The 23,347-nt window shown below is 72.3% G+C and carries 20 protein-coding genes; 9 read left to right on the top strand and 11 right to left on the bottom strand.

Annotation, left to right across the window (positions count from 1 at the left end; translation table 11 throughout):
* The 4 genes from AB0D31_RS00100 to rsmH form a co-directional block, all read right to left on the bottom strand.
* Complete coding sequence (locus AB0D31_RS00100; RefSeq protein WP_362714701.1) at positions 1–1,617, bottom strand: UDP-N-acetylmuramoyl-L-alanyl-D-glutamate--2,6-diaminopimelate ligase; 1,617 nt, start codon at positions 1,615–1,617, stop codon at positions 1–3.
* Positions 1,618–1,683: 66 nt separating this feature from the next.
* The gene (locus tag AB0D31_RS00095; protein WP_362714698.1) at positions 1,684–3,600 is read right to left on the bottom strand and encodes a penicillin-binding protein 2; all 1,917 of its coding nucleotides are present in this window, start codon (positions 3,598–3,600) and stop codon (positions 1,684–1,686) included.
* A 4-nt stretch (positions 3,601–3,604) separates the two neighbouring features.
* Positions 3,605–4,114, bottom strand: coding sequence for a septum formation initiator (locus AB0D31_RS00090; RefSeq protein WP_362714696.1), 510 nt, complete (start codon positions 4,112–4,114; stop codon positions 3,605–3,607).
* Positions 4,111–5,061 (bottom strand): 16S rRNA (cytosine(1402)-N(4))-methyltransferase RsmH, encoded by a 951-nt coding sequence (gene rsmH / locus AB0D31_RS00085; protein ID WP_362714694.1) that lies wholly within the window; start codon positions 5,059–5,061, stop codon positions 4,111–4,113. Before rsmH ends, AB0D31_RS00090 begins: the two co-directional genes overlap by 4 nt.
* 418 nt (positions 5,062–5,479) lie before the next feature.
* Here rsmH and AB0D31_RS00080 point away from each other — a divergent pair, with 418 nt between their 5' ends.
* The 4 genes from AB0D31_RS00080 to AB0D31_RS00065 all read left to right on the top strand — a co-directional run bounded on the left by AB0D31_RS00080 (position 5,480) and on the right by AB0D31_RS00065 (position 11,062).
* Complete coding sequence (locus AB0D31_RS00080) at positions 5,480–6,046, top strand: carbonic anhydrase (RefSeq protein ID WP_362714692.1); 567 nt, start codon at positions 5,480–5,482, stop codon at positions 6,044–6,046.
* Positions 6,047–6,258: 212 nt separating this feature from the next.
* On the top strand, positions 6,259–7,269 hold the full coding sequence (locus AB0D31_RS00075; RefSeq protein ID WP_362714689.1) for a MoxR family ATPase: 1,011 nt from the start codon (positions 6,259–6,261) through the stop codon (positions 7,267–7,269).
* Entirely contained in the window at positions 7,269–8,636 is a 1,368-nt protein-coding gene (locus AB0D31_RS00070) for a DUF58 domain-containing protein (protein WP_362714687.1), read from the top strand. The genes AB0D31_RS00075 and AB0D31_RS00070 overlap by 1 nt, the downstream gene beginning before the upstream one ends.
* Positions 8,633–11,062: a DUF3488 and transglutaminase-like domain-containing protein gene (locus AB0D31_RS00065; protein WP_362714684.1), complete on the top strand. Its 2,430-nt coding sequence runs from the start codon at positions 8,633–8,635 to the stop codon at positions 11,060–11,062. Before AB0D31_RS00070 ends, AB0D31_RS00065 begins: the two co-directional genes overlap by 4 nt.
* Before the next feature lie 381 nt (positions 11,063–11,443).
* On the opposite strand, the gene AB0D31_RS00060 is transcribed toward AB0D31_RS00065, so the two are convergent.
* The 3 genes from AB0D31_RS00060 to AB0D31_RS00050 form a co-directional block, all read right to left on the bottom strand.
* Positions 11,444–11,827 carry a DUF3040 domain-containing protein gene (locus AB0D31_RS00060; RefSeq protein WP_362714683.1) on the bottom strand — a complete coding sequence of 128 codons (384 nt, stop codon included), beginning with the start codon at positions 11,825–11,827 and terminating at the stop codon, positions 11,444–11,446.
* A gap of 286 nt (positions 11,828–12,113) precedes the next feature.
* Positions 12,114–12,872, bottom strand: coding sequence for a methyltransferase (locus AB0D31_RS00055; RefSeq protein WP_362714680.1), 759 nt, complete (start codon positions 12,870–12,872; stop codon positions 12,114–12,116).
* Positions 12,873–12,938: 66 nt separating this feature from the next.
* Positions 12,939–13,490, bottom strand: a complete 552-nt coding sequence (locus AB0D31_RS00050; RefSeq protein ID WP_362714678.1) for an SAV_6107 family HEPN domain-containing protein — start codon at positions 13,488–13,490, stop codon at positions 12,939–12,941.
* A gap of 306 nt (positions 13,491–13,796) precedes the next feature.
* Between AB0D31_RS00050 and AB0D31_RS00045 the strand changes: the two genes are divergently transcribed.
* The 5 genes from AB0D31_RS00045 to AB0D31_RS00025 all read left to right on the top strand — a co-directional run bounded on the left by AB0D31_RS00045 (position 13,797) and on the right by AB0D31_RS00025 (position 19,741).
* Positions 13,797–14,582: an ATP-binding cassette domain-containing protein gene (locus tag AB0D31_RS00045; RefSeq protein WP_362714675.1), complete on the top strand. Its 786-nt coding sequence runs from the start codon at positions 13,797–13,799 to the stop codon at positions 14,580–14,582.
* Entirely contained in the window at positions 14,554–16,638 is a 2,085-nt protein-coding gene (locus AB0D31_RS00040; RefSeq protein ID WP_362714672.1) for a YhgE/Pip domain-containing protein, read from the top strand. The genes AB0D31_RS00045 and AB0D31_RS00040 overlap by 29 nt, the downstream gene beginning before the upstream one ends.
* An 11-nt stretch (positions 16,639–16,649) precedes the next feature.
* On the top strand, positions 16,650–17,258 hold the full coding sequence (locus AB0D31_RS00035; protein ID WP_362714669.1) for a TetR/AcrR family transcriptional regulator: 609 nt from the start codon (positions 16,650–16,652) through the stop codon (positions 17,256–17,258).
* A gap of 322 nt (positions 17,259–17,580) precedes the next feature.
* Positions 17,581–18,198: a DUF4126 domain-containing protein gene (locus AB0D31_RS00030; RefSeq protein WP_362714667.1), complete on the top strand. Its 618-nt coding sequence runs from the start codon at positions 17,581–17,583 to the stop codon at positions 18,196–18,198.
* Positions 18,199–18,229: 31 nt separating this feature from the next.
* Positions 18,230–19,741, top strand: a complete 1,512-nt coding sequence (locus tag AB0D31_RS00025) for an NAD(P)/FAD-dependent oxidoreductase (protein WP_362714665.1) — start codon at positions 18,230–18,232, stop codon at positions 19,739–19,741.
* 71 nt (positions 19,742–19,812) lie between these two features.
* Here AB0D31_RS00025 and AB0D31_RS00020 read toward each other — a convergent pair whose 3' ends face one another.
* From AB0D31_RS00020 to AB0D31_RS00005, 4 genes are all read right to left on the bottom strand, one after another.
* A complete protein-coding gene (locus AB0D31_RS00020; RefSeq protein ID WP_362714662.1) occupies positions 19,813–20,733 on the bottom strand; it encodes a hypothetical protein in 921 nt (306 codons plus the stop codon).
* Positions 20,734–20,794: 61 nt separating this feature from the next.
* Positions 20,795–21,712, bottom strand: a complete 918-nt coding sequence (gene metF, locus AB0D31_RS00015) for a methylenetetrahydrofolate reductase [NAD(P)H] (protein ID WP_362714659.1) — start codon at positions 21,710–21,712, stop codon at positions 20,795–20,797.
* 155 nt (positions 21,713–21,867) lie between these two features.
* Positions 21,868–22,518 carry a thiamine phosphate synthase gene (gene thiE / locus AB0D31_RS00010; RefSeq protein ID WP_362714657.1) on the bottom strand — a complete coding sequence of 217 codons (651 nt, stop codon included), beginning with the start codon at positions 22,516–22,518 and terminating at the stop codon, positions 21,868–21,870.
* 178 nt (positions 22,519–22,696) lie between these two features.
* Positions 22,697–23,062, bottom strand: coding sequence for an Rv2175c family DNA-binding protein (locus AB0D31_RS00005; protein ID WP_362714655.1), 366 nt, complete (start codon positions 23,060–23,062; stop codon positions 22,697–22,699).
* Between the last annotated feature and the right edge of the window lie 285 nt (positions 23,063–23,347).

Genomic DNA, 23,347 nt, shown 5'->3' with positions numbered 1-23,347 from the left:
TCATCCCTGACTTTTCTGGATGGCGGCGCGGAGCACCAGGCGGTCATCGAAGGGGCGTACCACTCCGTGGATGTCCTGGCCCTGTTCATGGCCCTTGCCCGCGACGAGCACGGTGTCGCCGGGCTCGGCTCGGGCGACGGCCGACGCGATGGCGGCGGCGCGGTCCTCGAAGACCTGGACTTCGCCGCGCTCGTGGGCCGGCACTTCGGCGGCGCCCGCCAGCATCGCGGCGAGGATCGCGAGGGGGTCCTCGGAGCGGGGGTTGTCGGAGGTCAGTACGGCGGTGTCGGCGAGGCGGGCCGCGGCGGCGCCCATCGGGGCCCGCTTGGTGGTGTCGCGGTCGCCGCCACAGCCGAGCACGATGTGCAGTTTGCCTTCGGTGACCTTGCGCAGCGAACGCAGAACCGATTCGACGGCGTCCGTCTTGTGGGCGTAGTCGACGACGGCGAGGTAGGGCTGGCCCGCGTCGACCCGCTCCAGGCGGCCCGGCACGCCGGGGACGGCGGCCACGCCGTCGGCGGCCTTCTGCGGGTCGACGCCCGCGATGGCGAGGGTGACGATCGCGGCGAGGGTGTTCGCCACGTTGAACGGGCCGGGCAGCGGGGCGGTGGCGGAGATCCGCTCGCCGCCCGGCGCGACCACGGTGAAGGTGCTGCTGTCCTGGCGGATCTCGACGTTCTCGGCCCGCCAGTCGGCGTCGGGGTGGCCCTCGGCGGAGAACGTGGTGATCTCGATGCCGGCCTCCTTCACGAGGCGCCGGCCGTACTCGTCGTCGAAGTTGACGACGCCGCGCTTGGCGCGCTGCGGCGTGAACAGCTGCGCCTTGGCCTGGAAGTAGTCCTCCATGCCGGAGTGGAACTCCATGTGCTCCGGGCTGAGGTTGTTGAAGACGGCGACGTCGAAGACGCAGCCGTCGACCCGGCCGAGCACGAGGGCGTGGCTGGAGACCTCCATGGCGACCGAGTCGACGCCGCGCTCGCGCATGACCGCGAACAGGGCCTGGAGATCGGTGGCTTCGGGGGTGGTGCGCTCGGACTTGATGCGTTCGTCACCGATGCGCATCTCGACCGTGCCGATCAGGCCGGTCGCGTGTCCGGCGCCGCGCAGTCCGCCCTCGACGAGGTAGGCGGTCGTCGTCTTGCCGGAGGTCCCGGTGATACCGAGCTGGAGGAGGTCGCGGCCGGGGTGGCCGTAGATCTCGGCCGCGAGTTCGCCCATCCGGCCCCGCGGGTCGCCGGCGACCAGGACCGGCAGGCCGGTCGCGGCGGCGCGTTCCCGGCCGGCCGGGTCGGTGAGGACGGCGACCGCGCCGAGGCTCGCGGCCTGGGCGGCGAAGTCCGCGCCGTGCGTGTTGGCGCCCGGCAGCGCGGCGTACAGGTCTCCGGGGCGTACCGCCCGGGAGTCGTGCGTGATGCCGGTGACCTCTCCAGGTCCGGGGTCGCTCGTCCCCAGGCGCTGGGCCAGCGCCCCGAGCGAGGTCGGACGGGCCTGTTCCGGTCGGGGCGCTCCCGGCTGCTTCGCGGGGGCGTCCTTCGGGGCGGTTCGGTACTGATCAGCGTGTGGCACGGCGGTGAGCGTACCGGGCGGACCGGCCGGGTCGCCAAAAGAGGGGGGCACGTCGTCCTGGGTCCCGTCCTGGTTCCCAGGGCCCTGGGTGATGGTTGTCACTGAGGCTTCCGGATTTCAGTCGTTGCCGCCGAAGGTGACGGGCAGGTTGGGCGGCTGGGCGCCGCTCGGCGGGATCTGGAGGGTCTTGAGGGCGAACTCCATGACCTGCTTGTAGATGGGGCCGCAGATCTGGCCGCCGAAGTAGCTGCCCTTGGTGGGGTTCTGGATGGCGCAGTAGACGGTGATCTTGGGGTTGTCGGCGGGGGCGAAGCCCGCGAAGGAGGCGGTGTAGCCCTTGTAGGTGCCGGTCTTGGGGTCGACACGGTTGGCGGTACCGGTCTTGCCCGCGACCCGGTAGCCGGGGATGGCGGCCTTGGTGCCGGTGCCCTCGGCGTCACCGACGACGGATTCGAGCATCTGGGCGAGGGTCTTGGCGGTCTTCTCGCTCACCACCCGGGTCTGCTTGGGCGCGGACGCCGGCGTGAACCGCCCGTCCGGCCCCTTGGTGCCGCGCACCAGGGTCGGCTCGACGCGTACGCCACCGTTGGCGATGGTCGAGTACACCGAGGCCGCCTGCATCGCGTTGAGCGAGAGGCCCTGGCCGAAGCGGACCGTGTACTGCTGCGAGGTGGACCACTTGTTCGCCGGGGCGAGGATGCCGGGGGTCTCGCCGGGGAAGCCGAGGCCGCTGGGCGAGCCGATGCCGAACTTGCGCAGGTAGGAGTAGAGCACGTTGTCGGCCTGGGCGTCGGTCTTGCCGAGCTGCTCGACGGCGAGGATGGTGCCGATGTTGCTGGACTTGGCGAGCACGCCGTTGAGCGTCAGGTTCCAGGTGGCGTGGTCGACGTCGTCCTTGAAGAGGCGGTCGCCGCGCTGGAGCCGGTTGGGCACCACCACATGGGTCTCGGGCGTGGCGACGCCCTCCTCCAGGACCGCGGCCATGGACATCACCTTGGCGGTCGATCCCGGCTCGAAGGCGTCCTGGAGCGCCGCGTTGCCCATGGTGGCGGCGTTGGCCTGGGCGATGTTGTTGGGGTCGAAGCCCGGCGCGTTGGCCATGGCCAGGACCTCACCGGTGTCGGAGCGTTGCACTATGACGTAGCCGCGGTCGGCGTGGGACTCGGCGACCTGGTCGGAGATGGCCTTCTGCGCCATCCACTGGATGTCCCGGTCGATGGTGAGTTCGACGTCGGAGCCGGGCACGGCAGGCGTCTCGTGGGTGCCGGCGGTGGGGACGCGGCGGCCGCCGGACTGCGCGTAGGAGATCTTGCCGTCGGTGCCGGCCAGCTCCTTGTTCAGGGCCGACTCCAGGCCGCCGCCGCCCTTGCCCTCGGCGTTGACGTAGCCCAGTATCCCGGCGGCCAGATCGCCGTTGGGGTAGACCCGCTTGGTGCTGGACTCGTTGAGCACACCGGCCAGCACATTGGCACCGGGGCCGCCCTTGGCGCGGTCGGTGGCGGCCTTCTCCGTGAAGACCTTCTTCAGGTCCTTGATCTGGTTCCAGACCTGCGGGGTCTGCCGGCGGGCGAGCACCACGTAACGGGTCTTGGGGGTCTTGAGCTTCTTGGCGAGCTGCGCCTGGCCCTTGCCGACCAGCGGCGCGAGCAGCGCGGCCGCCTGATCCGCGGCGTCCGGGATCTTGGTCGCCTCGGGGGTGAAGAGGGTGGGGTCGGCGGTGATGTCGTAGGCGTCGACGCTGGTGGCGAGCGCGATGCCGGCCCGGTCGGTGATCTTGCCGCGTTCGGCGGGCAGCGCGTAGCTGGCGTACCGGTTCTTGTCGGCCTTGGCCGCGTACGCGCTGGCGTCGACGGCCTGCACCTGGAGCAGGCGTACGACGAAGGCCAGCATGACCAGGGTGAGTCCGAGGCTGACCAGGCGCAGGCGGGGCCGGTGGCTGCCGAGTTTGAACTTCTTCGCGGCGGGCCGGCGGGCGGGCGGCCGGGGGCGGGCCGGCGCGGGCACCCGGCGGCGCGGGGGTTCCTTGGGGCTCACTGCGTCACCTGCCGGGGGTCGGGGAGCTCTTCGCGGGCTTGTGGGGCCGGACGGCCGGGGTGTGGCGCTTGGGCTGGGGCGCGGGAGCCTGGTTCTGTGCCGCCGGCAGCGGCGACGGCTCGGCGGCCTCGGCGGGCGAGGGCTCGCCCGCGAGGGCGGGGACGCCCTTGACGGTGCCGTCGGGGCCGAGGAAGACGGGGGTACCGCCGGGGACCATGCCGAGGTCGCCGGCCCGGCGGGCCAGGGCGTCGGGTGCGGACAGATCGTCGACGTCCTGCTGGAGCGCCTGCTGTTCGTCAGTGAGCTCGGTGGTCTGTCTGCGGTATTCGCTGAGCTTGAACGAGCCCGCGTTGAGGGCGGAGTTCAGCACCAGGAGGGTGATGAGGCCGCCGCCGAGCAGCGCGACGACGAGGAGGACGAACGGGGTGCGGGCGGCGCTGTTGGGGCCCTGCGCCGGCATCAGCCTGCCGAGCCGCGCGGCCGTGCCGCGCAGCTGCCCGGCCGGTTTGCTCACACGTCCTCCCTGATCCGCTGGACCCCTCGGAGCCGGGCGGGGGCCGCGCGCCGGTTCTCGGCGACCTCCTCCTCCGTGGGCAGTTCGGCGCCGCGGGTGAGGAGCTTGAGCCGCGGCTGGTAGCGCTCGGGCACCACCGGAAGGCCGGGCGGTGCGGTGTTGGCGGCGCCGGCCGCGAACACCTGCTTGACGATGCGGTCTTCGAGCGACTGGTAGGAGAGCACGGCGACCCGGCCGCCGACCGCGATGGCCTCGACGGCGGCGGGGATCGCCCGCTCCACGCTGGCGAGTTCGCCGTTGACCTCGATGCGCAGCGCCTGGAAGGTGCGCTTGGAGGGGTTGCCTCCGGTGCGCTTGGCGGCCTGCGGCAGCGCGTCGCGGATCAGCTCGACGAGCCGGGCGCTGTTGGTGAACGGCTCCTTCTCGCGCTCGCGGACGATCGCCGAGACGATCCGCTTGGCCTGCTTCTCCTCGCCGTACGCCCGCAGGATCCGCACGAGTTCACCGGGCGGGTAGGTGTTGAGCACCTCGGCCGCGCTCATGCCGGTCGACTGGTCCATGCGCATGTCCAGGGGCGCGTCCTGGGCGTAGGCGAAGCCGCGATCGGCCTCGTCGAGCTGCATGGAGGAGACGCCGAGGTCGAACAGGACGCCTTGGACGCGCGGGGTGCCGAGCCGTTCCAGGACCTCGGGGAGTTCGTCGTAGACGGCGTGGACCAGGGTGGCGCGCTCCCCGAAGGGGGCGAGGCGCTCGCCGGAGAGACGCAGGGCCTCCTTGTCGCGGTCGAGGGCGATCAGGCGCGCTTCGGGGAACTGGGTGAGCAGGGCCTCGCTGTGGCCGCCGAGGCCGAGGGTGCAGTCGACGACGACGGCACCCGGCTCGGTCAGGGCCGGGGCCAACATGTCCAAGCATCGCTGGAGCATCACCGGGACGTGTCGCTGGCTCAAAGCCGCCCTCTCAAGGATCCGGCGCACCGTCGCGCATACGTGCCGGGCCGCTCTGCCCCGCCGTGGGGACGAACCGCTGGCGCCGGTGGAGGGGCGTCAGCCGACCGGAGGGCGGGAGGAGGCCGAGCCGTACGTGCGCCGCGCACGCGGGGTAAACGTATGGTCCGGGAGGCCGTGCTTCCCGGAAGCTGGGGTTGCGCAAACGGGGAGACCGTGTGTCACGCCTCCCACTTCGCGCCACTTTAGTCCACTCGTCCTTCGGGTCAATCAACCCTTCAGCGCGCCGCCAGGCACTTTTTTCACTCGTTCGGGTGAGACCGTGTGAGGCCTGTGGGGTACCTCACAGGCGCCCGGGTTGACGCTCTTTTTCCGCCCGCGGGGCGCGACGGGGAGATCGGCGGCGGCTACCGTCGTATACATGTCGACTCCTGCGCACATACCCGCAGAGGCTCCCGCCCCTCGTCCGCACCTCACCGTCCGCAGCGGCGGTACGGTGACCGACCGGCTGGTCGAGGCGAACCGCCGGTACGCCGCCGCCTTCGGCAATCCCGGCATGGACGCCCGCCCCGTCCTGCACGTCGCCGTTGTGGCCTGCATGGACGCCCGGCTCGACCTGCACGCCGCACTCGGGCTCGAACTCGGCGACTGCCACACCATCCGCAACGCGGGCGGCGTGGTCACCGACGACGTGATCCGCTCCCTCACCATCAGCCAGCGCGCGCTCGGAACCACCAGCGTCATGCTGGTGCACCACACCGGATGCGGCATGGAGTCGCTCACCGAGGAGTTCCGGCACGACCTGGAGGTCGAGGTCGGCCAGCGTCCGGCCTGGGCCGTGGAGTCGTTCCGCGACGCCGACCAGGACGTACGCCAGTCCATGCAGCGGGTGCGGACCTCGCCGTTCCTGCCGCACGTCGACGATGTGCGGGGCTTCGTCTTCGATGTGTCGACGGGGCTGTTGCGCGAGGTCGACCCGGCCGACTGAGCGCTTCAGGAGCAGCCCAGGAACGGAAATAGGGGGACAACTCACCATGGATCCCCCTCGGTTGTCCACAGGCAAGTGACACGACGCGGCAACGGCAACGAGAATGCGGATGTGACATCGGACCGAACCGTTCGGCCGTGGTGTCCGTATGTCGGGGTGGGCCGGGCCGTTTGCTGCGCATCGGCCCGGATGAAAGGGCCGAGGAGGGCCGGGTGACGACCTATGACGATCGAGCGAGCCTCAACGATCTGACCGCCACAGCGGAGCGAGTCCGTGAGTCGGTGGAGAGCGTGATCGAGGGCAAGCCCGAGGTCGTACGGCTTTCGCTGACCGTACTGCTCGCGGAAGGGCACCTCCTCATCGAGGACGTGCCCGGCGTGGGCAAGACCATGCTGGCCAAAACACTGGCCAGGTCCATCGACTGCTCGGTGCGGCGCATCCAGTTCACGCCCGACCTGCTGCCGTCGGACATCACCGGTGTGTCGATCTACGACCAGCAGCGGCGGGACTTCGAGTTCAAACCGGGCGCGATCTTCGCGCAGATCGTGATCGGCGACGAGATCAACCGCGCCTCGCCCAAGACGCAGTCCGCGCTCCTTGAGTCGATGGAGGAGCGGCAGGTCACCATCGACGGGCAGACCTACGAACTGCCCAGCCCCTTCATGGTGGTCGCCACCCAGAACCCGGTGGAGATGGAGGGCACCTACCCCCTCCCCGAAGCCCAGCGCGACCGGTTCATGGCCCGGGTCTCGATGGGCTATCCCAGCGCCGAGGCCGAGCTCAAGATGCTCGACGTGCACGGCGCCGTCTCCCCGCTCGACGACCTCCAGCCGGTGGCGCACGCCCACGAGATCGTGAAGCTGATCGACGCGGTCCGCGCCGTGCACGTGGCCGACGCGGTGCGGCGGTACGCGGTGCAGCTGGTCGGCGCGACCCGCAGCCACCCGGACCTCAGACTCGGCGCCTCGCCGCGCGCCACGCTCCATCTGCTGCGCGCCGCGAAGGCGTCCGCCGCCCTCAGCGGGCGGGAGTACGCGCTGCCCGACGACGTCCAGGCGCTCGCCGTGGCCGTCCTCGCACACCGGCTGCTGCCCACCGCGCAGGCCCAGCTCAACCGGCGCACCGCCGAGCAGGTCGTCCTGGAGATCCTTGGGCACACGCCCGTCCCGCAGGCCGGCAACCCGCTGTACGGCCGGCAGCCGCCCGGCGCCCGGCGGCTGTGATGGCGGCCGGGGAGCTCCCCGCCGAGTCCGCCGACGAGCAGACCAAGGGCGGCCTCTGGGCCGCCCTTTCCGGCCTGACCACCCGCGGCCGCTCCTTCCTCGCGGCCGGCGTGGCCGCCGCGATCTGCGCCTTCGTCCTCGGCCAGGAGGACCTGCTGCGGGTCGGGCTGCTGCTCGCCGTGCTGCCGGTGGTCTGCACGGTGGTGCTCTACCGCACCCGCTACCGCGTGGCCGGCAGCCGCCGGCTCTCCCCCGGCCGGGTCACGGCCGGCTCCGAGGCCCGTGTCCAGCTGCGGATCGACAACATCTCGCGGCTGCCCACCGGCCTGCTCATGCTCCAGGACCGGGTGCCGTACGTGCTCGGGCCGCGCCCCCGCTTCGTACTCGACCGGGTCGAGGCGGGCGGCAAACGCGAGGTGTCCTACCGGGTCCGCTCCGACCTGCGGGGGCGCTATCCGCTCGGCCCGCTCCAGCTGCGCCTCACCGACCCGTTCGGTATGTGCGAGCTGACCCGCGCCTTCAGCGCGTACGACACGCTCACCGTCATCCCGCGCACCGAACCCCTGCCGCCGGTGCGGCTGTCCGGCGAGGCCGCCGGGTACGGCGACGGGCGGCACCGCTCGCTCGCGCTCGCCGGCGAGGACGACGTCATTCCGCGCGGCTACCGGCACGGCGACGATCTGCGCCGGGTGCACTGGCGCTCCACCGCGCGCTACGGCGAGCTGATGGTGCGCCGAGAGGAGCAGCCGCAGCGGGCCAGGTGCACCGTGCTGCTCGACACCCGGTCCATCGCGTACGCCGGCGCCGGTCCCGACTCGGCCTTCGAGTGGGCGGTCTCGGGCGCTGCCTCCGCCCTGGTGCACATGCTGGAACGGGGCTTCTCCGTCCGGCTGTTGACCGACACCGGCACCTCGGTGCCCGGCGAGGGCTCGGGTGGTTTCGCGGGCTCCGGCCAGGACTCGTCGGACGCGGCGGGCCTGATGATGGACACCCTCGCGGTCGTCGACCACTCCGACGGCGGCGGTCTGTCCCGTGCGTACGACGTGTTGCGCGGCGGCAACGAGGGGCTGCTCGTCGGCTTCTTCGGCGACCTCGACGAGGAGCAGGCGGCGGTCGCGGCGAAGATGCGGCGGCGCAGCGGCGCGGCCGTCGCCTTCGTGCTCGACAGCGGCGAGTGGACGCACGACACAGCGGAGCCCGGCCCGGTCGAGGAGTCGTTGCGGCTGCTGCGCGAGGGCGGCTGGACGGCGCTCGCGGTGCGGCCCGGTGCTCTCCTCGCCGACCTGTGGCGGCTCGCGGGCCGGGAACGTACGAACGCGGGAGCGGCGCACGGTGGCGCGGCCGGCACGGCAGGGGGATGGTCATGAGCGGGCGCGGACGGCTGGCGCTGTGCGCCTACGCGGCCACGGTGATGGCGTCGTGCTCGATGCTGCCGCTGGTCGACCCGGCGCTCTGGATCGTCCAGGCCGCCTTCCTCCTCGCGATCGTGAGCGCGGTCGGGGCGCTGGCGCGGCGGGTGCCGCTGGCCCGGCCGCTCACCGTGCTCGCCCAGGCCGTGGTGGCGCTCATGACGCTCACCCTGGTGTTCGCCCGGCAGCAGGCGATCGCCGGAGTGCTGCCGGGGCCCGACGCCTTCGCCCAGCTCAACGCACTGCTCCAGCAGGGCAGTTCGGATGTCGGGCAGTACGCGATACCGGCGCCCGCGACCCCCGGCATCCGGCTGATGATGGTCGGCGGGGTGCTGATCATCGGGCTCGCGGTGGACGCGCTCGCGGTGACGTTCCGCAGCGCCGCGCCGGCCGGTCTGCCGCTGCTCGCCCTGTACTCGGTGGCCGCCGGGCTCTCCCCGGGCGGCGCGAGCTGGCTCTGGTTCGTGTTCGCGGCCGCCGGCTATCTGCTGCTCCTGCTCGCCGAGGGCCGCGACCGGTTGTCGCAGTGGGGGCGGGTCTTCAGCGGCTCGGCGCGGCCGAGCCGGCCGAGGGAGGGCCTGTTCGAGAACGCGGCGCCGCTCGCTCCGGTCCGTACCGGTCGGCGCATCGGGGCGCTCGCGCTCGGCATCGCGCTGGTGATCCCGGCGATGCTGCCCGCCCTGGACAGCGGGCTGCTCGGCCCGGGCGTGAACGGCGCGGGCGGGGACGGGGTCGGCGGGACCATCTCCGCGGTCAACCCGCTGGTGTCGCTGCAGAACAGCCTGAACCAGCCCGAGGACCGCGAGGTGATGCGGTACAACACCAACGCGCAGGACACCGAGGAGATGTATCTGCGGATCGTCGCGCTCGACGAGTTCGACGGAGCATCCTGGAAGTCCTCGGAGCGGCACATCAAGGACGTGCCCGATCCGCTGCCCCCGCCGGACGGGCTCAGCCCCGCGGTCGGCACCACCGAAATCCAGACGAGCATCTCGGCGGCCGGCTGGTACGCGCAGAGCTGGCTGCCGATGCCGTTCCCCGCGACCCAGGTGAAGATCAAGGGCGACTGGCGGTTCGAGCCGGTGGGCCGGACCCTGGTGGGCGACCGCAAGCAGACGACGCGGGGCGCGCGGTACACCGTCTCCAGCCTCCAGGTGCGCCCGACGGCGGCCCAGTTGGCCGGGGCCCCGGCGCCGCCCGCGAGCCTCCTCAAGGAGTACACCCGCGTCCCGGACTCGCTGCCTTCGGTGGTGGGCGCCACCGCGCGGCAGGTCACGAACGGGGCCGCCAACAACTACGAGCGGGCGGTCAAGCTCCAGGACTGGTTCTCCACCACGGGTGGCTTCACCTACAACACGCACGTCTCGTCGGGCAGCGGCACCGAGGCCATAGCCAACTTCCTCAAGGAGAAGCAGGGGTTCTGCGTCCACTTCTCGTTCTCGATGGCCGCGATGGCCCGCACCCTGGGCATCCCCGCCCGGGTCGCGGTGGGCTTCACCCCCGGTGAGCCGCGGTCGGACGGCACGATGTCGGTGGGGCTGCGCGACGCGCACGCCTGGCCCGAGCTGTACTTCGAGGGCGTGGGCTGGACGCGGTTCGAGCCGACGCCCACGCGGGGCAGCGCACCCGACTACACCCGGCAGGAGACCCCGGCGGGCACCCCGAGCAGCCCGGCCCAGCCGGCGAAGAGCGCCCAGGCCGAGCCGTCGGCCGCGCCCTCCGCAGCCGACTCCTGCCCGCCGAGCGCACGGCGGCTCGGCGACTGCGGCCCCAGCGCTGCGGCGGCCGTGGCGGGCCCGACGGACAGCGGGCCCTCGGCCCCGGCCCTCATCGGTACGGTCCTGGGCGTGGCCGCGCTGCTCGTCCTGCCGTTCCTGCCGCTGCTATGGCGCAGGCGGGTGCGGGCCGGGCGGCTCGGCTCCGGCGGCCGCACCCCGGCCGACGCGGTGGCCCGTACGCTCGCGGTCTGGCAGGAGATCACCGACACGGCCTGGGACCACGGCATCCCGCCCGACGACTCCCTGACGCCCCGCAAGGCGGCGACGCGGGTGATCCTGCTCGGCCGCCTCGACGGGGCGGCCGCCGCATCCGTGCACCGGGCGGCGGGCGCGGTCGAACAGGTCCTCTACGCCCCGGACCCGCGGCCCACACCCGGCCTGGTGGACGACGTGGCCCGGGTGACGGCCGGGTTGCGCGCGCAGGCGACCCGCTGGGAAACCCTGCGAGCGAATCTCGCGCCGCGCTCAGCTGTCCGGGTGATCTGGGCGGTGTCGCTCCGCTGGGGGCGGGTGCGGGAGGGTGTCGCCGGGCGGGCCCGAACCCTGCGCGCGCGGATGCGGCCCCGCCACGAGCCGGCTCCGCCGGAACCGGTGTCGGGGGGCTGAGCATCGCGGGTTCGCTTGCGGGTGCGGGCCGGGCGTGGCTGGTCGCGCAGTTCCCCGCGCCCCCGAGGTACTCGGTGCCGGCCCGCATGGGCATAGTCAGCCCGTCATGGGGGTCCCCCTGGCCCTTAAGGCCTTGGGGAGATTGAGGACGAGCGCCGTTCAGGCGCGAACCGGGGTCTGGGGGCGGAGCCCCAGGGGCCCGTCTCCAAGGCGCGGACCGTGGAGGGCTGGTCGCGCAGTTCCCCGCGCCCCTAGGTGGGCCGGCCTTGGTGGGGTGCCCAGCATCGGCATCCTCAGTCCGTCCGGCGCATGCCGAGGGGCGGCCACCTCGACTGGTGGCCGCCCCTTGGTTCGGGTCGTTCGGGTCGGAGCGGGGTGCGGCTAGCGCCTCTCGTCGCGCCGCCGCTGCCAGCGCTGCTCAATCCGGTCCATGACGGAGCGCCGAGCCGGCCGAGCCACGGCGGAACCCACTCCGCGGGCCTGTTCACCGGGCCGCGGCGCCTTGCGCCACCCGGTCACCGCGAGCACCGCACATCCGAGCATGACGAGGAACCCCACCACACTGATCCAGATCTGCTGCGCGACCATTCCTGCCATGAGGAGCGCGATACCCACCAGGAAGCCGGCGACCGCTTGGTAGACCCGTCGCCGGGTGTACGTACGCAGCCCGCTTCCCTCAAGCGCTGTCGCGAACTTGGGATCTTCGGCGTACAGCGCTCGCTCCATCTGCTCGAGCATGCGCTGCTCGTGCTCCGAGAGCGGCACGGAGTCCTCCTACTCGTCGGTCGCGGGGGGCGACCGGATGCGGCCCCTTCAGGATAGGCAGGGAATCGCCCCCGTGAAACCCGCCCTCTACGCCAATTCACCAGCCGGGCCGCCACGGCGGCTCGGCTGTGGAGATTCAATTCCCCAAGAGTCGATCCGTCATGCCGGACGGTGTCCCCCGATCATACGGGGCAAAGCCGCCGATCGGGGGGCCTGTGGCGTACTCCATGCGGCACAGCGCCCCTGATCAGCCCGCCGGGACGAGCCGAGGAGAGCCGGTACGGGGTCAGCCGCGCTTCTCACCCAGTACGTGCAGCTGGGTGGCGACCGCGTGGAAGGCGGGCAGTTCGGCGGCGGCGGCCTCCAGCTTGAGGAGTGCGTCGAGGGCTCCCGGCTCGGTGTCCACCAGGACGCCGGGGACCAGGTCGGCGAAGACCCGCACGCCATGCACCGCCCCGGCCCTCGCTCCGGCCGCCCCGACGAGCTCGATGAGCTGCTCCGCGGTGAACCGGTGCGGGACCGGGTCGCCCGCGCCCCAGCGGCCGGCCGGGTCGGAGAGCGCGTGCCGAGCCTCGGTGAAGTGTCCGGCGAGGGCGCGCGAGAGCACCGCGCCGCCGAGCCCCGCCGCGAGCAGGCTGAGCGCGCCTTCCGGGCGCAGCGCGTCCACCGCGTTGCGTACGCCTTCCGCCGGGTCCTCGACGTACTCCAGGACGCCGTGGCACAGCACCGCGTCGTAGCCGCCGCGCTCGACCACGTCGAAGAGGCCGAGCACGTCACCCTGGACGCCCTGCACCCGCTCGGCCACCCCGGCCTCCGCGGCCCTGCGCTCCAGGGCGAAGAGCGCGTTGGGGCTGGGGTCGACGACGGTGACGCGGTGACCGAGGGTGGCCAGCGGCACCGCGAAGTTGCCGGAGCCGCCACCGGTGTCCAGGACGTCAAGGGCCTCGCGCCCGGTCGCCTTGACCCGGCGGTCGAGCGCTTCCTTGAGGACCTCCCAGACCACGGCGGTACGAAGGGAGGCGCGGGGGCGCATGGGGTCCGACACGGCAGTTGACTCCTTGGCGCGGTGCCGCCGCGGACGCGGCGTGGGAAGGGTGAAGACCCGTCCACCCTATTGCCTTCCCCGGTCACCCCCGCGTTCCTCCTCCGGCTCGCGCGGCCTGGGCTGGGGCAGCACGGGCTGGAGGACGAGCAGCCGCTCGACCAGGCGCAGGAACATCGCCGCGTCCCGGAGCAGATCGTCCGCGTCCCGCCGGGTGGCCGCTCCCTGGATGCCGGCTTCGGCGCGGGCCCGCCGGTCCGCCCCCGAGGCGAACAGGGCGCTCCACTCCGTCAGTTCGGGCGCTATCTCCGGGAGCACGTCCCAGGCGCTGCGGATGCGCTGCCGGCGGCGCGGGCCGGCTTCAGGGCGGCCGCGGGCGGCGAGGACGGCGGCCGCGGTGCGCAGGGCGGCCAGATGGGCCGTCGCGTACCGCTCGTTGGGGGCGTCGAGGATCGCCGCCTCGTCGAGGCCGCCGCGCGCCTGGGCGAGCAGGTCGAGCGCCGCGGGCGGTGCGCCGGCCCGGCGCAGGACGGGGTGGACGTCGTTCGCGGCACCGTTCAGTGAGGGGGCAGGGCTGCTTGCGCGGCGCCGGGGTACAGCTGCTGCGTGGGAGCTGGCCATGACGAACCTCCTGTCGTCTGTGACGGCACTGTGGCCGTATGTGCCCATCGTGAGGGGCACCACTGACAATTACCCCCGAATCCCCCTCTGACCTGCTGCTTTGCCTCGGGTTGCCGGTACGGCTATCTTTTGTACTGACCAGTCAGTTCAAAAGGGACCGGGTGATGCGGTCCGGGGGACGCGAGAGCAGGGGGGAATGTGGACAGCCCGCACTCGACAACAACCGGCGCGGCGGCAACGACCGACGCAGCGACGGCGACCGACACGGCGACAACGACCGGTGCACCGGCAGGACCCGACGCGGCGATGACAACCGGCGCACCGGAAGCGACAGCGACCGGCGCGGCGATCCGCGCCGAGGGGTTCGGACTCAAGGGGCCGCGCGGCTGGGCCTTCAGGGGCGTCGCCGTCGACGCGGCGCCCGGCTCGCTCGTCGCGGTCACCGGGCCCTCCGGCTCCGGCCGCACCTGCCTGCTGCTCGCCCTCACCGGCCGTATGAAGCCCGCCGAGGGCTGGGCCAGGGTGGGCGACCTCCAACTGCCCCGCAAGATGGCCGCCGTACGCCGGATCAGCGCGCTGGGCCAGGTGCCCGGCGTCAGCGAACTCGACCCCGCCCTCACCGTCGCCGAGCACCTGCGTGAGCGTGTGATGCTCCAGCGCCGCTACGACGGCTCGGTGCGGGCTTTGTTCCGCTCCCCGGCGCGGCGCCGGGCCGAGTCCCGCGCCCTGATCGACGAGGCGCTCGCCGCGGCCGGGCTCGACCTCGCCTCGCTGCCGAAGGGCGACCGCACCTCCGTACGGGATCTGGAGCGCCTTGAGGCGCTGCGGCTCACGGTGGCCCTCGCGATGATCCAGCGGCCCCGGCTGCTCGCGGTGGACGACACCGACATGAAGCTCTCGGAGGCCGAACGCGCCGCCGCCTGGGCGCTGCTGCGCTCCATAGCCGACGGCGGCACCACCGTGCTCGCGGTGTGCGGTGACGCACCCGCCGAGGCCGACACCACCGTGACGACGACACAGGCCGGCGCCGAGGACGGGGCCACGAGCGAGGAGGGGGCGGCCGATGCGTTCGCCACGACTGGCAGCGCTTGAGCTGAAGCGGTTCGGCAGGGGCAGGATGCCGCGGGCCGCCCTGGTCGCGCTGCTTCTGCTGCCGCTCCTCTACGGCGCGCTGTACCTGTGCTCGTTCTGGGACCCCTACGGCCGGCTCGACCGGATCCCGGTCGCCCTGGTCAACGACGACAAGGGCGCCGAGGCCGCCGGGCAGAAGCTGCACGCCGGTGACGACCTCAGCGCGAAGCTGCGCGACAGCAAGACCTTCGAGTGGCACGAGGTCAGCGACGCCGAGGCGCGCGAGGGCCTGGAGAAGGGCACGTACTACCTGTCCCTGACCGTGCCCGCCGACTTCAGTAAGAGGATCGCGTCCAGCTCCGGCGACTCCCCCGAGACGGGCGCGCTCCAGGTGCGGACCAACGACGCCAACAACTACATCGTCGGGTCGATCTCGCGCTCGGTCTTCTCCGAGGTGCGCGCCGCGGCCTCCTCCAAGGCGTCGCGGTCGTTCCTCGACAAGATCTTCATCTCGTTCGGTGACCTCCACGACCAGACCGAGAAGGCCGCCAAGGGGGCGGGCGACCTCAAGGACGGGCTCGACAAGGCCAAGGACGGTTCCCAGCAGCTGGCCTCCGGCCTCAAGGACGCCAAGAACGGCAGTGGCAAGCTGGCCGGCGGCATCTCCAAGCTCGACACCGGCGCGGGCACCCTGGCGAGCGGCGCCCAGCAGGTCGCCGACGGCACCCAGCAACTCGCCGACCAGGTGAACGGCGTGGCCGGCCAGGTACGTCCGTACCTCAAGGACAACGGCAAGACGGTCGGCGACGCGGCGAAGCTGCTCGCGGACTCGATCCAGCCGGTGCGCGACCAGCTCACGCACATCATCGACCTGGCGCCCGCCGCGGCAGCCGGCACCCGCAAGGCCTCCCAGGACCTGGACACCCTCTATCAGCAACTCTGTGTGGACACATCCACCGAGGGCCAGGTCTGTCCGAAGCTGAAGGAGGCCAAGAAGGCGATGGCCACCGGCGCGACCCTTACCGCGGACGTCAACAATCTCGTCAAGGACCAGGGGGGTGACTTCAAGAAGCTCGACAAGAGCCTTGCAGACCTCCAGACCAAGGCCCGCGACCTGAGCGCGAAGGCGCCGCACCTCTCCAGCGACCTGGAGAAGAAGGTCGCCGACGTCAACAAGCTCAACAAGGGCGCGCACGACGTCGCCAAGGGCGCGGCCGACATCCACACCGGCCTGGGCACCGCCAAGACCGGCTCCACCGACCTCGACGCGGGCGTCGGCAAGCTGAAGACCGGCGCGGGCACGCTCGACGGCGGCATCGTCAAGCTCTCCGACGGGTCCGTCCAGCTGTCGAACGGTCTGCACGACGGCGTAGGGAAGATCCCGGACTACGACAAGCAGCAGCGCGACCAGCGCACCGAGGTGATGGCCGATCCGGTCAAGCTCGCCTCGCAGGCGATGCACAAGGCGCCCAACTACGGCACCGGCTTCGCCCCGTACTTCATCCCGCTCTCCCTGTGGGTGGGCGCGATGGTGGCGTACATGCTGATCCAGCCGCTCAACCGGCGCGCGCTGGCCGCCGGCGCCTCGGCCTGGCGGATCGCGTTCGCGGGCTGGCTGCCGGTGGCGGCGGTCGGGGTGCTCCAGGTCGCCGCGCTGATGGCGGTGCTGCACTTCGGGCTCGGGCTCGAAATGCAGCGGACCGCGGGGACGCTGGGCTATCTGGCGCTGACCACCTGCTGCTTCGCGGCGATCGTCCAGTGGCTCAACGCCAAGTTCGGTGCGGCCGGGCGCATCCTGGTGCTCGCCGTCCTGATGCTCCAGCTGACGTCGGCGGGCGGCACCTACCCCGTGCAGACGAGCCCGGCGTTCTTCAACGCCATCCACCCGTATCTGCCGATGAGTTACGTCGTGGACGGCCTGCGCAGGCTCATCACCGGCGGCGACCTGGGCGTGGTGTGGCAGGGCTGCGCGGTCCTGGCGGCCTTCACCGCGGGCGCCCTCGCGCTGACCGCGCTGTCCGCCCGGCACAAGCAGGTGTGGTCGCTCGACCGGCTGCACCCCGAGCTGAGCCTGTGAGAATCGACGCCATGGAAAGCAGCAGCACCAGACGCCAGGCGACCCGGCAGAAGCTGTACGAGGCCGCCGTGACCCTCATCGCCGAGCAGGGCTTCTCGGCCACCACGGTCGACGAGATCGCCGAGCGGGCCGGGGTCGCCAAGGGCACGGTCTACTACAACTTCAAGAGCAAGACCGAGCTCTTCGAGGAGCTGCTGCGCCATGGCGTGGGTCTGCTGACCGCGTCGTTGCAGGCGGCGGCGGACGAGACCGACGAGCGGGGCGGCACCAAGATCGAGGCCCTGGACGCGATGATCCGGGCCGGTCTGGGCTTCATCCACCGCTACCCGGCCTTCACCCAGCTGTACGTCGCCGAACTGTGGCGCACCAACCGCGCCTGGCAGTCGACCCTCCTGGTGGTGCGTCAGGACGCGGTGGCCGTCGTGGAGGGGGTGCTGCGGGACGCGGTGGCGGCGGGCGAACTGAGCGAGGAGATCGACATCCCGCTCACGGCCGCGGCCCTGGTCGGCATGGTCCTGGTGGCCGCGCTCGACTGGCAGGCGTTCCAGAGCGAACGCTCCCTCGACGACGTCCACGCGGCGCTGTCAAGGCTCCTCCACGGCCGCGTGGGCGGCCGCTGACGGACCCGCACCGGCCGGACCCGCCCGGAAAAGCACGCCGGGCCGGCGCGGTTCAGTCCCCCCTGAACCACGCCGGTCCGGCGCTTCCCCCGTACGTCCCCCCGGTCTCCCCCGATCCCCGTCACGTCAGGGGAGCCGCGCCGATTCCGCCGCCCCGTGCCGGCGGTACCGGCGCCGCGCCCCTTCCGTGGTCTCCACTCTCCCGTCTCCCCAGGTGGGAACCCATCCGCTCAGCTACTCATCTCGCGATCTGAGTACGCGTACTCAGATGTCCGTACGCGGCCTCAGAGCCACGCGGCCGGGACTGGCTACGATCTGGGGCGTGTCCGTACTTCCGCTCGTCTTCACCAGTGGCTGGGCCAGTGGTGTCAATGCCTATGCCGTGGTTCTGCTGCTCGGGATCTTCGGGGCTACCGGGCTCACCGACGACGTGCCCGAGGCGTTGCAGCGGCCCGATGTGCTGATCGTCGCCGGGGTGCTGTTCCTCTGCGAGGCGGTCGCGGACAAGATTCCGTACGTCGACTCCGTCTGGGACTCCGTGCACACGGTGATCCGGCCCGTCGCGGGCGCCGTGGTCGGCGCGCTGCTCGCCGGGCAGAGTGGTTCGCTCTCGGTTCTCGCCGCCGGGGCGGTGGGTGGTTCCACCGCGCTGGTGAGCCATCTCGTGAAGGCCGGCACGCGGATGGCGGTGAACACCTCGCCCGAGCCGTTCAGCAACATCGCGTTGAGCACGGCGGAGGACCTGGGCGTCGCCGGGATCATCAGTTTTGCGATCTTCCATCCGGTCGCGGCGGCCGTGATCGCGGGCACGCTGCTCGTGCTCGGGGTCGTGATACTCGTCGTGCTCTGGCGCAAGATCCGTCGTTTCCGGCGGCGCAGGGCGCAGCGCCGTGAGGAGAAGCGGCTGGCCGCGGCCGGGGTGGTACGGCCGCCGGAGTGAGATGTCAGTGGCGGCGGATAAAGTCGCCGACATGGCACGGATTGCGGTGATCGGCGCCGGCGCGGGCGCCATGGCGGCTGCCGCCCGGCTGGCCGTTGCAGGCCACCGGGTGACGGTGTACGAGCGTTCGTCGACGTACGGCGGCGCCCTGGGGCGGTTCGAGCGGGACGGGTTCGTGTTCGACACCGGCCCCGCTCTGCTGCGGCTTCCCGCCGTCTATCGCGACCTGTTCGTGAAGACCGGCAAGGAGCCACTGGAGAGCTGCGTGGAGCTCGCCCCGGTGGACCCGGCGTCGCGCCACCTCTTCGCCGACGGCAGCGAGGCCTCGCTGCCCAACGCCTCGCGCGCCGGCGTGGTCTCCGCGCTCGACGCCGCCCTGGGCGACGGCTCCGGCGAGCGCTGGGGCGCGTTCCTCGGCCGGGCGAGGGAGACCTGGGACCGCACGCGCCGGCCGCTTCTAGAAGAGCCGCTGTGGCCCAACTGGGAGGTGCTGACCCGCGAGCCCTACCCCGCTCTTGAGCAGCGCCGTCTGCTCCGCTCGCCCCGCCGGGCCACCACGCTCGGCGAGATCGCCGCCCGCGAGCTCGGCGGCGGCCGGCTCGGCGCGCTCCTGGAGAGCTACGCCCTGGAGTACGGCCTCGACCCGGGCACGGCCCCGGCCGCAGCGGCCGTGCTGCCGTACATGGAGCAGACCTTCGGCAGTTGGTATGTGCGCGGCGGCATGCGGGAGTTGGCGCGCGCGCTGTACGAGCGCTGCCTGGCCAGGAAGGTCGCGTTCGTCTTCGACGCCGAGGTGACGCTGGTAGCGGAGAAGGACGGCCGTGCGGCGGGCGTCGGGCTGGCGGACGGCACGGTCGTGAAGGCGGACGGGGTGGTGTGCGGCGCGGATCCGCGCGCCCTCCAACGGATGCTGCCCGGCCGGGAGTTGTGGGCGCCGGGCACGGTCCGCCCGGGCGGCGCGGCCCGGCCGAGCCGGCTCACGGTGCTGCTCGCGTTGCGCGGCGCGCGCCCGTCGGACACCGCGCACCGCACGGTGGTGCACTCGGCGGACGCCACGGCCGAGGCCCGCGCGGCCTTCGCGGGCCCGCACATCGCCGCGCCCACGGTCACGGTGCTGCGCCCCGACGACCCGGCGGTGCGGCCGGACGACGCTCACGAGGCGGTGACCCTGACGGCGACCGTCGCCCCGCACGGCCCGGTCGACTGGAGCGACGGGGCGCTGGCCGGGCGGTACGCGGACGAGCTGATCGGGGCCGCCGCACGGGCCGTGCCCGGCCTGCGGGACCGCCTGCTGTGGCACGAGGTCCGCACCCCGGTACAGGTGGCCGAGGCGACCGGCGCGGAGGGCGGTTCGGTGCCGGCGCCGTCGCTCGCCGGCGGCGAGGGCGCACATCTGCACCCCGCCAACACCACCGGTCTGCCGGGGCTCCACCTGGCGGGCGGTTGGTCCCACCCGGGCGGCGGGCTCGCCCACGCGGGGATGTCCGGCGCGCTGGTGGCCGGCCTGATCGTCGAGGGGGAGGACTTCCGGGGCTCGCAGTGAGTCCCGGCCCCGGTCGCGGCGGGCGTGGCTGCGGGGTGGCTGCGGGGTGGCAGCGGGCGCCTGCAGCGAGGCTAGTAGCGGTAGTTCTGCTGCTGCTCGGGCTGGTAGGGCGGCAGATCCGGGTGGGCCGGGTCATACGTGTAGTTCGGGTGGTTGGGGTCGTACGCCTGCGGGGGCTGCTGGGCCTGCTGCTCGTACGGTGCGTACGCCTGCTCCCCGTCGCGCTGCTGCGGCACCCAGACGCCGCCGGGCGGGGTGTCGGTGCCGTACTGCGCGGTGAGCGGGTCGGGGTAGGGCTGCTGCTGCCCGCCGAAGCTGTCGTAGCCGTCGTAGGTGCCGTACGCCTGGCCGCTGTTGCCGATGTACGGGTCGGAGTAGGCGGCGTACTGCTGCTGCCCTGCGCCGCTCTCGCCGTACTGCGGGGCATAGGGATCGGTGTACGGGTCGGCGTAGGGCTGCTGCGGGTCGTACGCGCCGTACTGCGGTTCACCCTGCGCCGGAGCCTGTGTCTGCTGCGCCGAGGTGTAGATGCCGTACCGCCCGGTGTCGTCGGGCATGGGCTGCGGCTCGTAGACCGAATCGCCGTGCGGCGCCGCACCGTTGGGGCCCTCGGTCCCGTCCGGCCCGGTGCCGTCCGGCCCGGTGCCGTCCTCGTACTGGAGGCCGGTGACTTCGAGGACCGGCTCCGCGGCGGGGGCGCCCTTGCGGGCCGCCCTGCGCCGGCGGCTCGCGCCCGGCCTGCCGCCCAGCGCCCAGCCGGTGGAGAAGCCGCGCCGGAAGGAGAGCGTCACGTACACCTGGCCGACGCCGAAGGCGATCGCACCCAGGATGATCACGAGGACCGACGACATCATGACGCCGAGGACCACGCCGAGGAACCCCGTGAAGGCCAGCAGCCGCCAGCGCAGCCGCGCCTTGTACTGGAGCAGCACTTCGCCGAGCAGCCACAGCGCGACGAACGTGAACGCGATGTAGAGGACCGTCCAGCCCATGTACGCCCCTCTTCTCCTGCCCCGGGTGCGGCTGTCCCCCGCCCCGGGTACCGGTTTCCGGCTACGCCTGCTGGTGCAGACCGAGATTCTCGTAGATTTCGAGCGTCGCCGTGGAGTTGTTGAGGGTAATGAAGTGCAACCCGGGAACGCCATCGGCGAGCAGCCGTGAGCAGAACTCAGTGGCGAACTCGATGCCCATGGAGCGTACAGCGGCCGGATCGTCCTTGGCCGCCAGCATCCGGTCCCTCAGGTCCGCCGGGAAGACGGCGTTGCTGAGCTGGGGCAGTCGGTTCAGCTGCTTCACGCTGGTCACGGGCATGACCTCGGGAATGATCGGCGTCTCGCAGCCGGCCGCCGCGACGCGGTCGCGCAGGCGAGCGTAGTTCGTGGGCTCGAAGAACATCTGCGTGATGGCGTAGTCGGCGCCCGCGCGGCACTTGTCCACGAAGTTCCGGATGTCGGAGTCCCAGTCGGTGGAGCGGGGGTGCATCTCGGGGAAGGCGGCGACGCCGACGCAGAAGTCTCCGGACTCCCGGATGAGCGAGACCAGTTCGGCCGCGTAGGTCACACCCTGCGGGTGTTTGACCCACTCCCCCATCGGGTCTTCCTTCGGGTCGCCGCGCACCGCGAGGATGTTGCGGATCCCCGCGTCGGCGTACTGGCCCACCGCGTGGCGCAGTTCGGCGATGGAGTGCCCGACGGCGGTGAGGTGGGCGACCGGGGTGAGGGTGGTGTCCTCGGCGATCTGCTGGGTGGCCTCGACGGTACCGGTGCGGGTGGTGCCGCCGGCTCCGTACGTCACGGAGACGAAGTCGGGGGCGACCGCTTCGACCCGGCGCAGCGCGTTCCAGAGGTTCCGGTCGCCCTTCTCGGTCTTGGGCGCGTAGAACTCGAAGGAGTAGGTGGTCTCGCCGGTCGCGAGCATGTCGCGCACGGTTCGTGCGCGATCAGTCCTGGTGGAAGCTGTGCCAAGGGCCATACTTGCAGGTTAGCCAGGGGTGCACGGTCCCCCAACAGAACAGGGGTAAATTGTCCGAATAGTCGGATTTCCGTCCACTCCTCGGACACGGGGCGGCCTTCGCGGGGGCCGATGAGGCTCCCGCCGGTGGAGGCCGGGGGACCTCGCCGCCGCGGCTAGCCGATCCGCTCGCGGACCCGCTTGGCCAGGTCGGCGGCGGCCGCCGCCGGGTCGGACGCCTCGGTGATCGCGCGGACGACGACGACACGGTCCGCGCCGGCGTCCAGGACCTCGTCCAGGTTGCCCGCGTCGATCCCGCCGATGGCGAACCAGGGGCGGTCGGTGCCGAGGGAGGCGGTGTATCGCACCAGGTCGAGGCCGGGCGCGTGGCGGCCCGGCTTGGTGGGGGTGGGCCAGCAGGGGCCCGTGCAGAAGTAGTCGACGCCCGGCTCCGCGGAGGCCGCTGCGGCCTCCGCGTCGGCGTGCGTGGAGCGGCCGATCAGCACGTCGGCGCCCAGGATCGCCCGGGCGGCCGGCACCGGCAGGTCGCCCTGGCCGAGGTGCAGCACGTCGGCGCCGATGGCGTGGGCCACGTCGGCCCGGTCGTTGACCGAGAGGAGCTTGCCGTGCCTGCGGCACGCGTCGGCGAAGACGGCCAGGTGGTCCAGCTCCTCGGCGGCCTCCATGCCCTTGTCCCGCAGCTGAACGATGTCCACGCCCGAGGACAGGACGGCGTCCAGGAACTCCGGCAGGTCGCCCTGGCGCCTGCGCGCGTCGGTGCACAGGTAGAGCCGGGCGTCGGCGAGCTGCTCACGGGCCGTGGGCATGGAAGGTCCCCCGTAATGGTCGTTCGTGTTCGTTCCCGCTGTGCCGCGGGCCGGGCGCGGGTGTGCGGACCGGGTGGACCGGACCGTACACCCGCGGGCCGTGGGCAACGTCGGATGGGCTCGCCCGCGGTTACGCGGTCATGCGGTTGCTCGGTTACTCGGTTACTCGGTTACTCAGCTACAGGGCGAGCGCCTGGGCGCGGCGCTTCACCTCCGTGCCGCGGTTCTCGCTGAGGGCCTGCGCGGGGGTGCCGGGCAGGGACGGGTCCGGAGTGAAAAGCCACTCCAGCATCTCCGCGTCGGAGAAACCGTCGTCCCTCAGGAGCGTCAGGGTTCCGGTGAGGCCCTTGACCACCTTGTCGGTGTCGATGAAGGCGGCGGGCACCTGCAGGGTCCTGTTCTCACCACGGCGTACGGCGATGAGCTGGCCCTCCTTGACCAGCTGCCGTACGCGCGTCACCTCCACGTCCAGCATCTCCGCGATGTCGGGGAGGTGGAGCCAGGCGGGGACGAGAGCATCAATCTTTGCGTCAATCTCGGTCACGGGACAAGCGTGCCACCTCCGACTGACACTCGGTACCGGGGAGGCCCTTCGGGGGCTCCGCCCCCACCCCGCGAGCGCCCTTTCACCCCACCCGGCGCGTCAAGGGCGAGCGCCCTTTCACCCCACCCGGCGCGTCAGGGGCGAGCACCCTTTCACCCCACCCGGCGCGTCAGGGGCGAGCCCCCTTTCACCCCACCCGGCGCGTCAGGGGCGAGCACCCTTCAGCCCACCCCGGCGTTCGAGGACGAGCACCCTTTCAGCCCGTCCGGCGCTTGAGGACGAGCG

The organism is Streptomyces sp. NPDC048361 (assembly GCF_040651795.1).
GTDB lineage: Bacteria > Actinomycetota > Actinomycetes > Streptomycetales > Streptomycetaceae > Streptomyces.
Note: the sequence above shows the minus strand (reverse complement) of the source record. Positions and strands in the feature narration are given on the sequence as shown.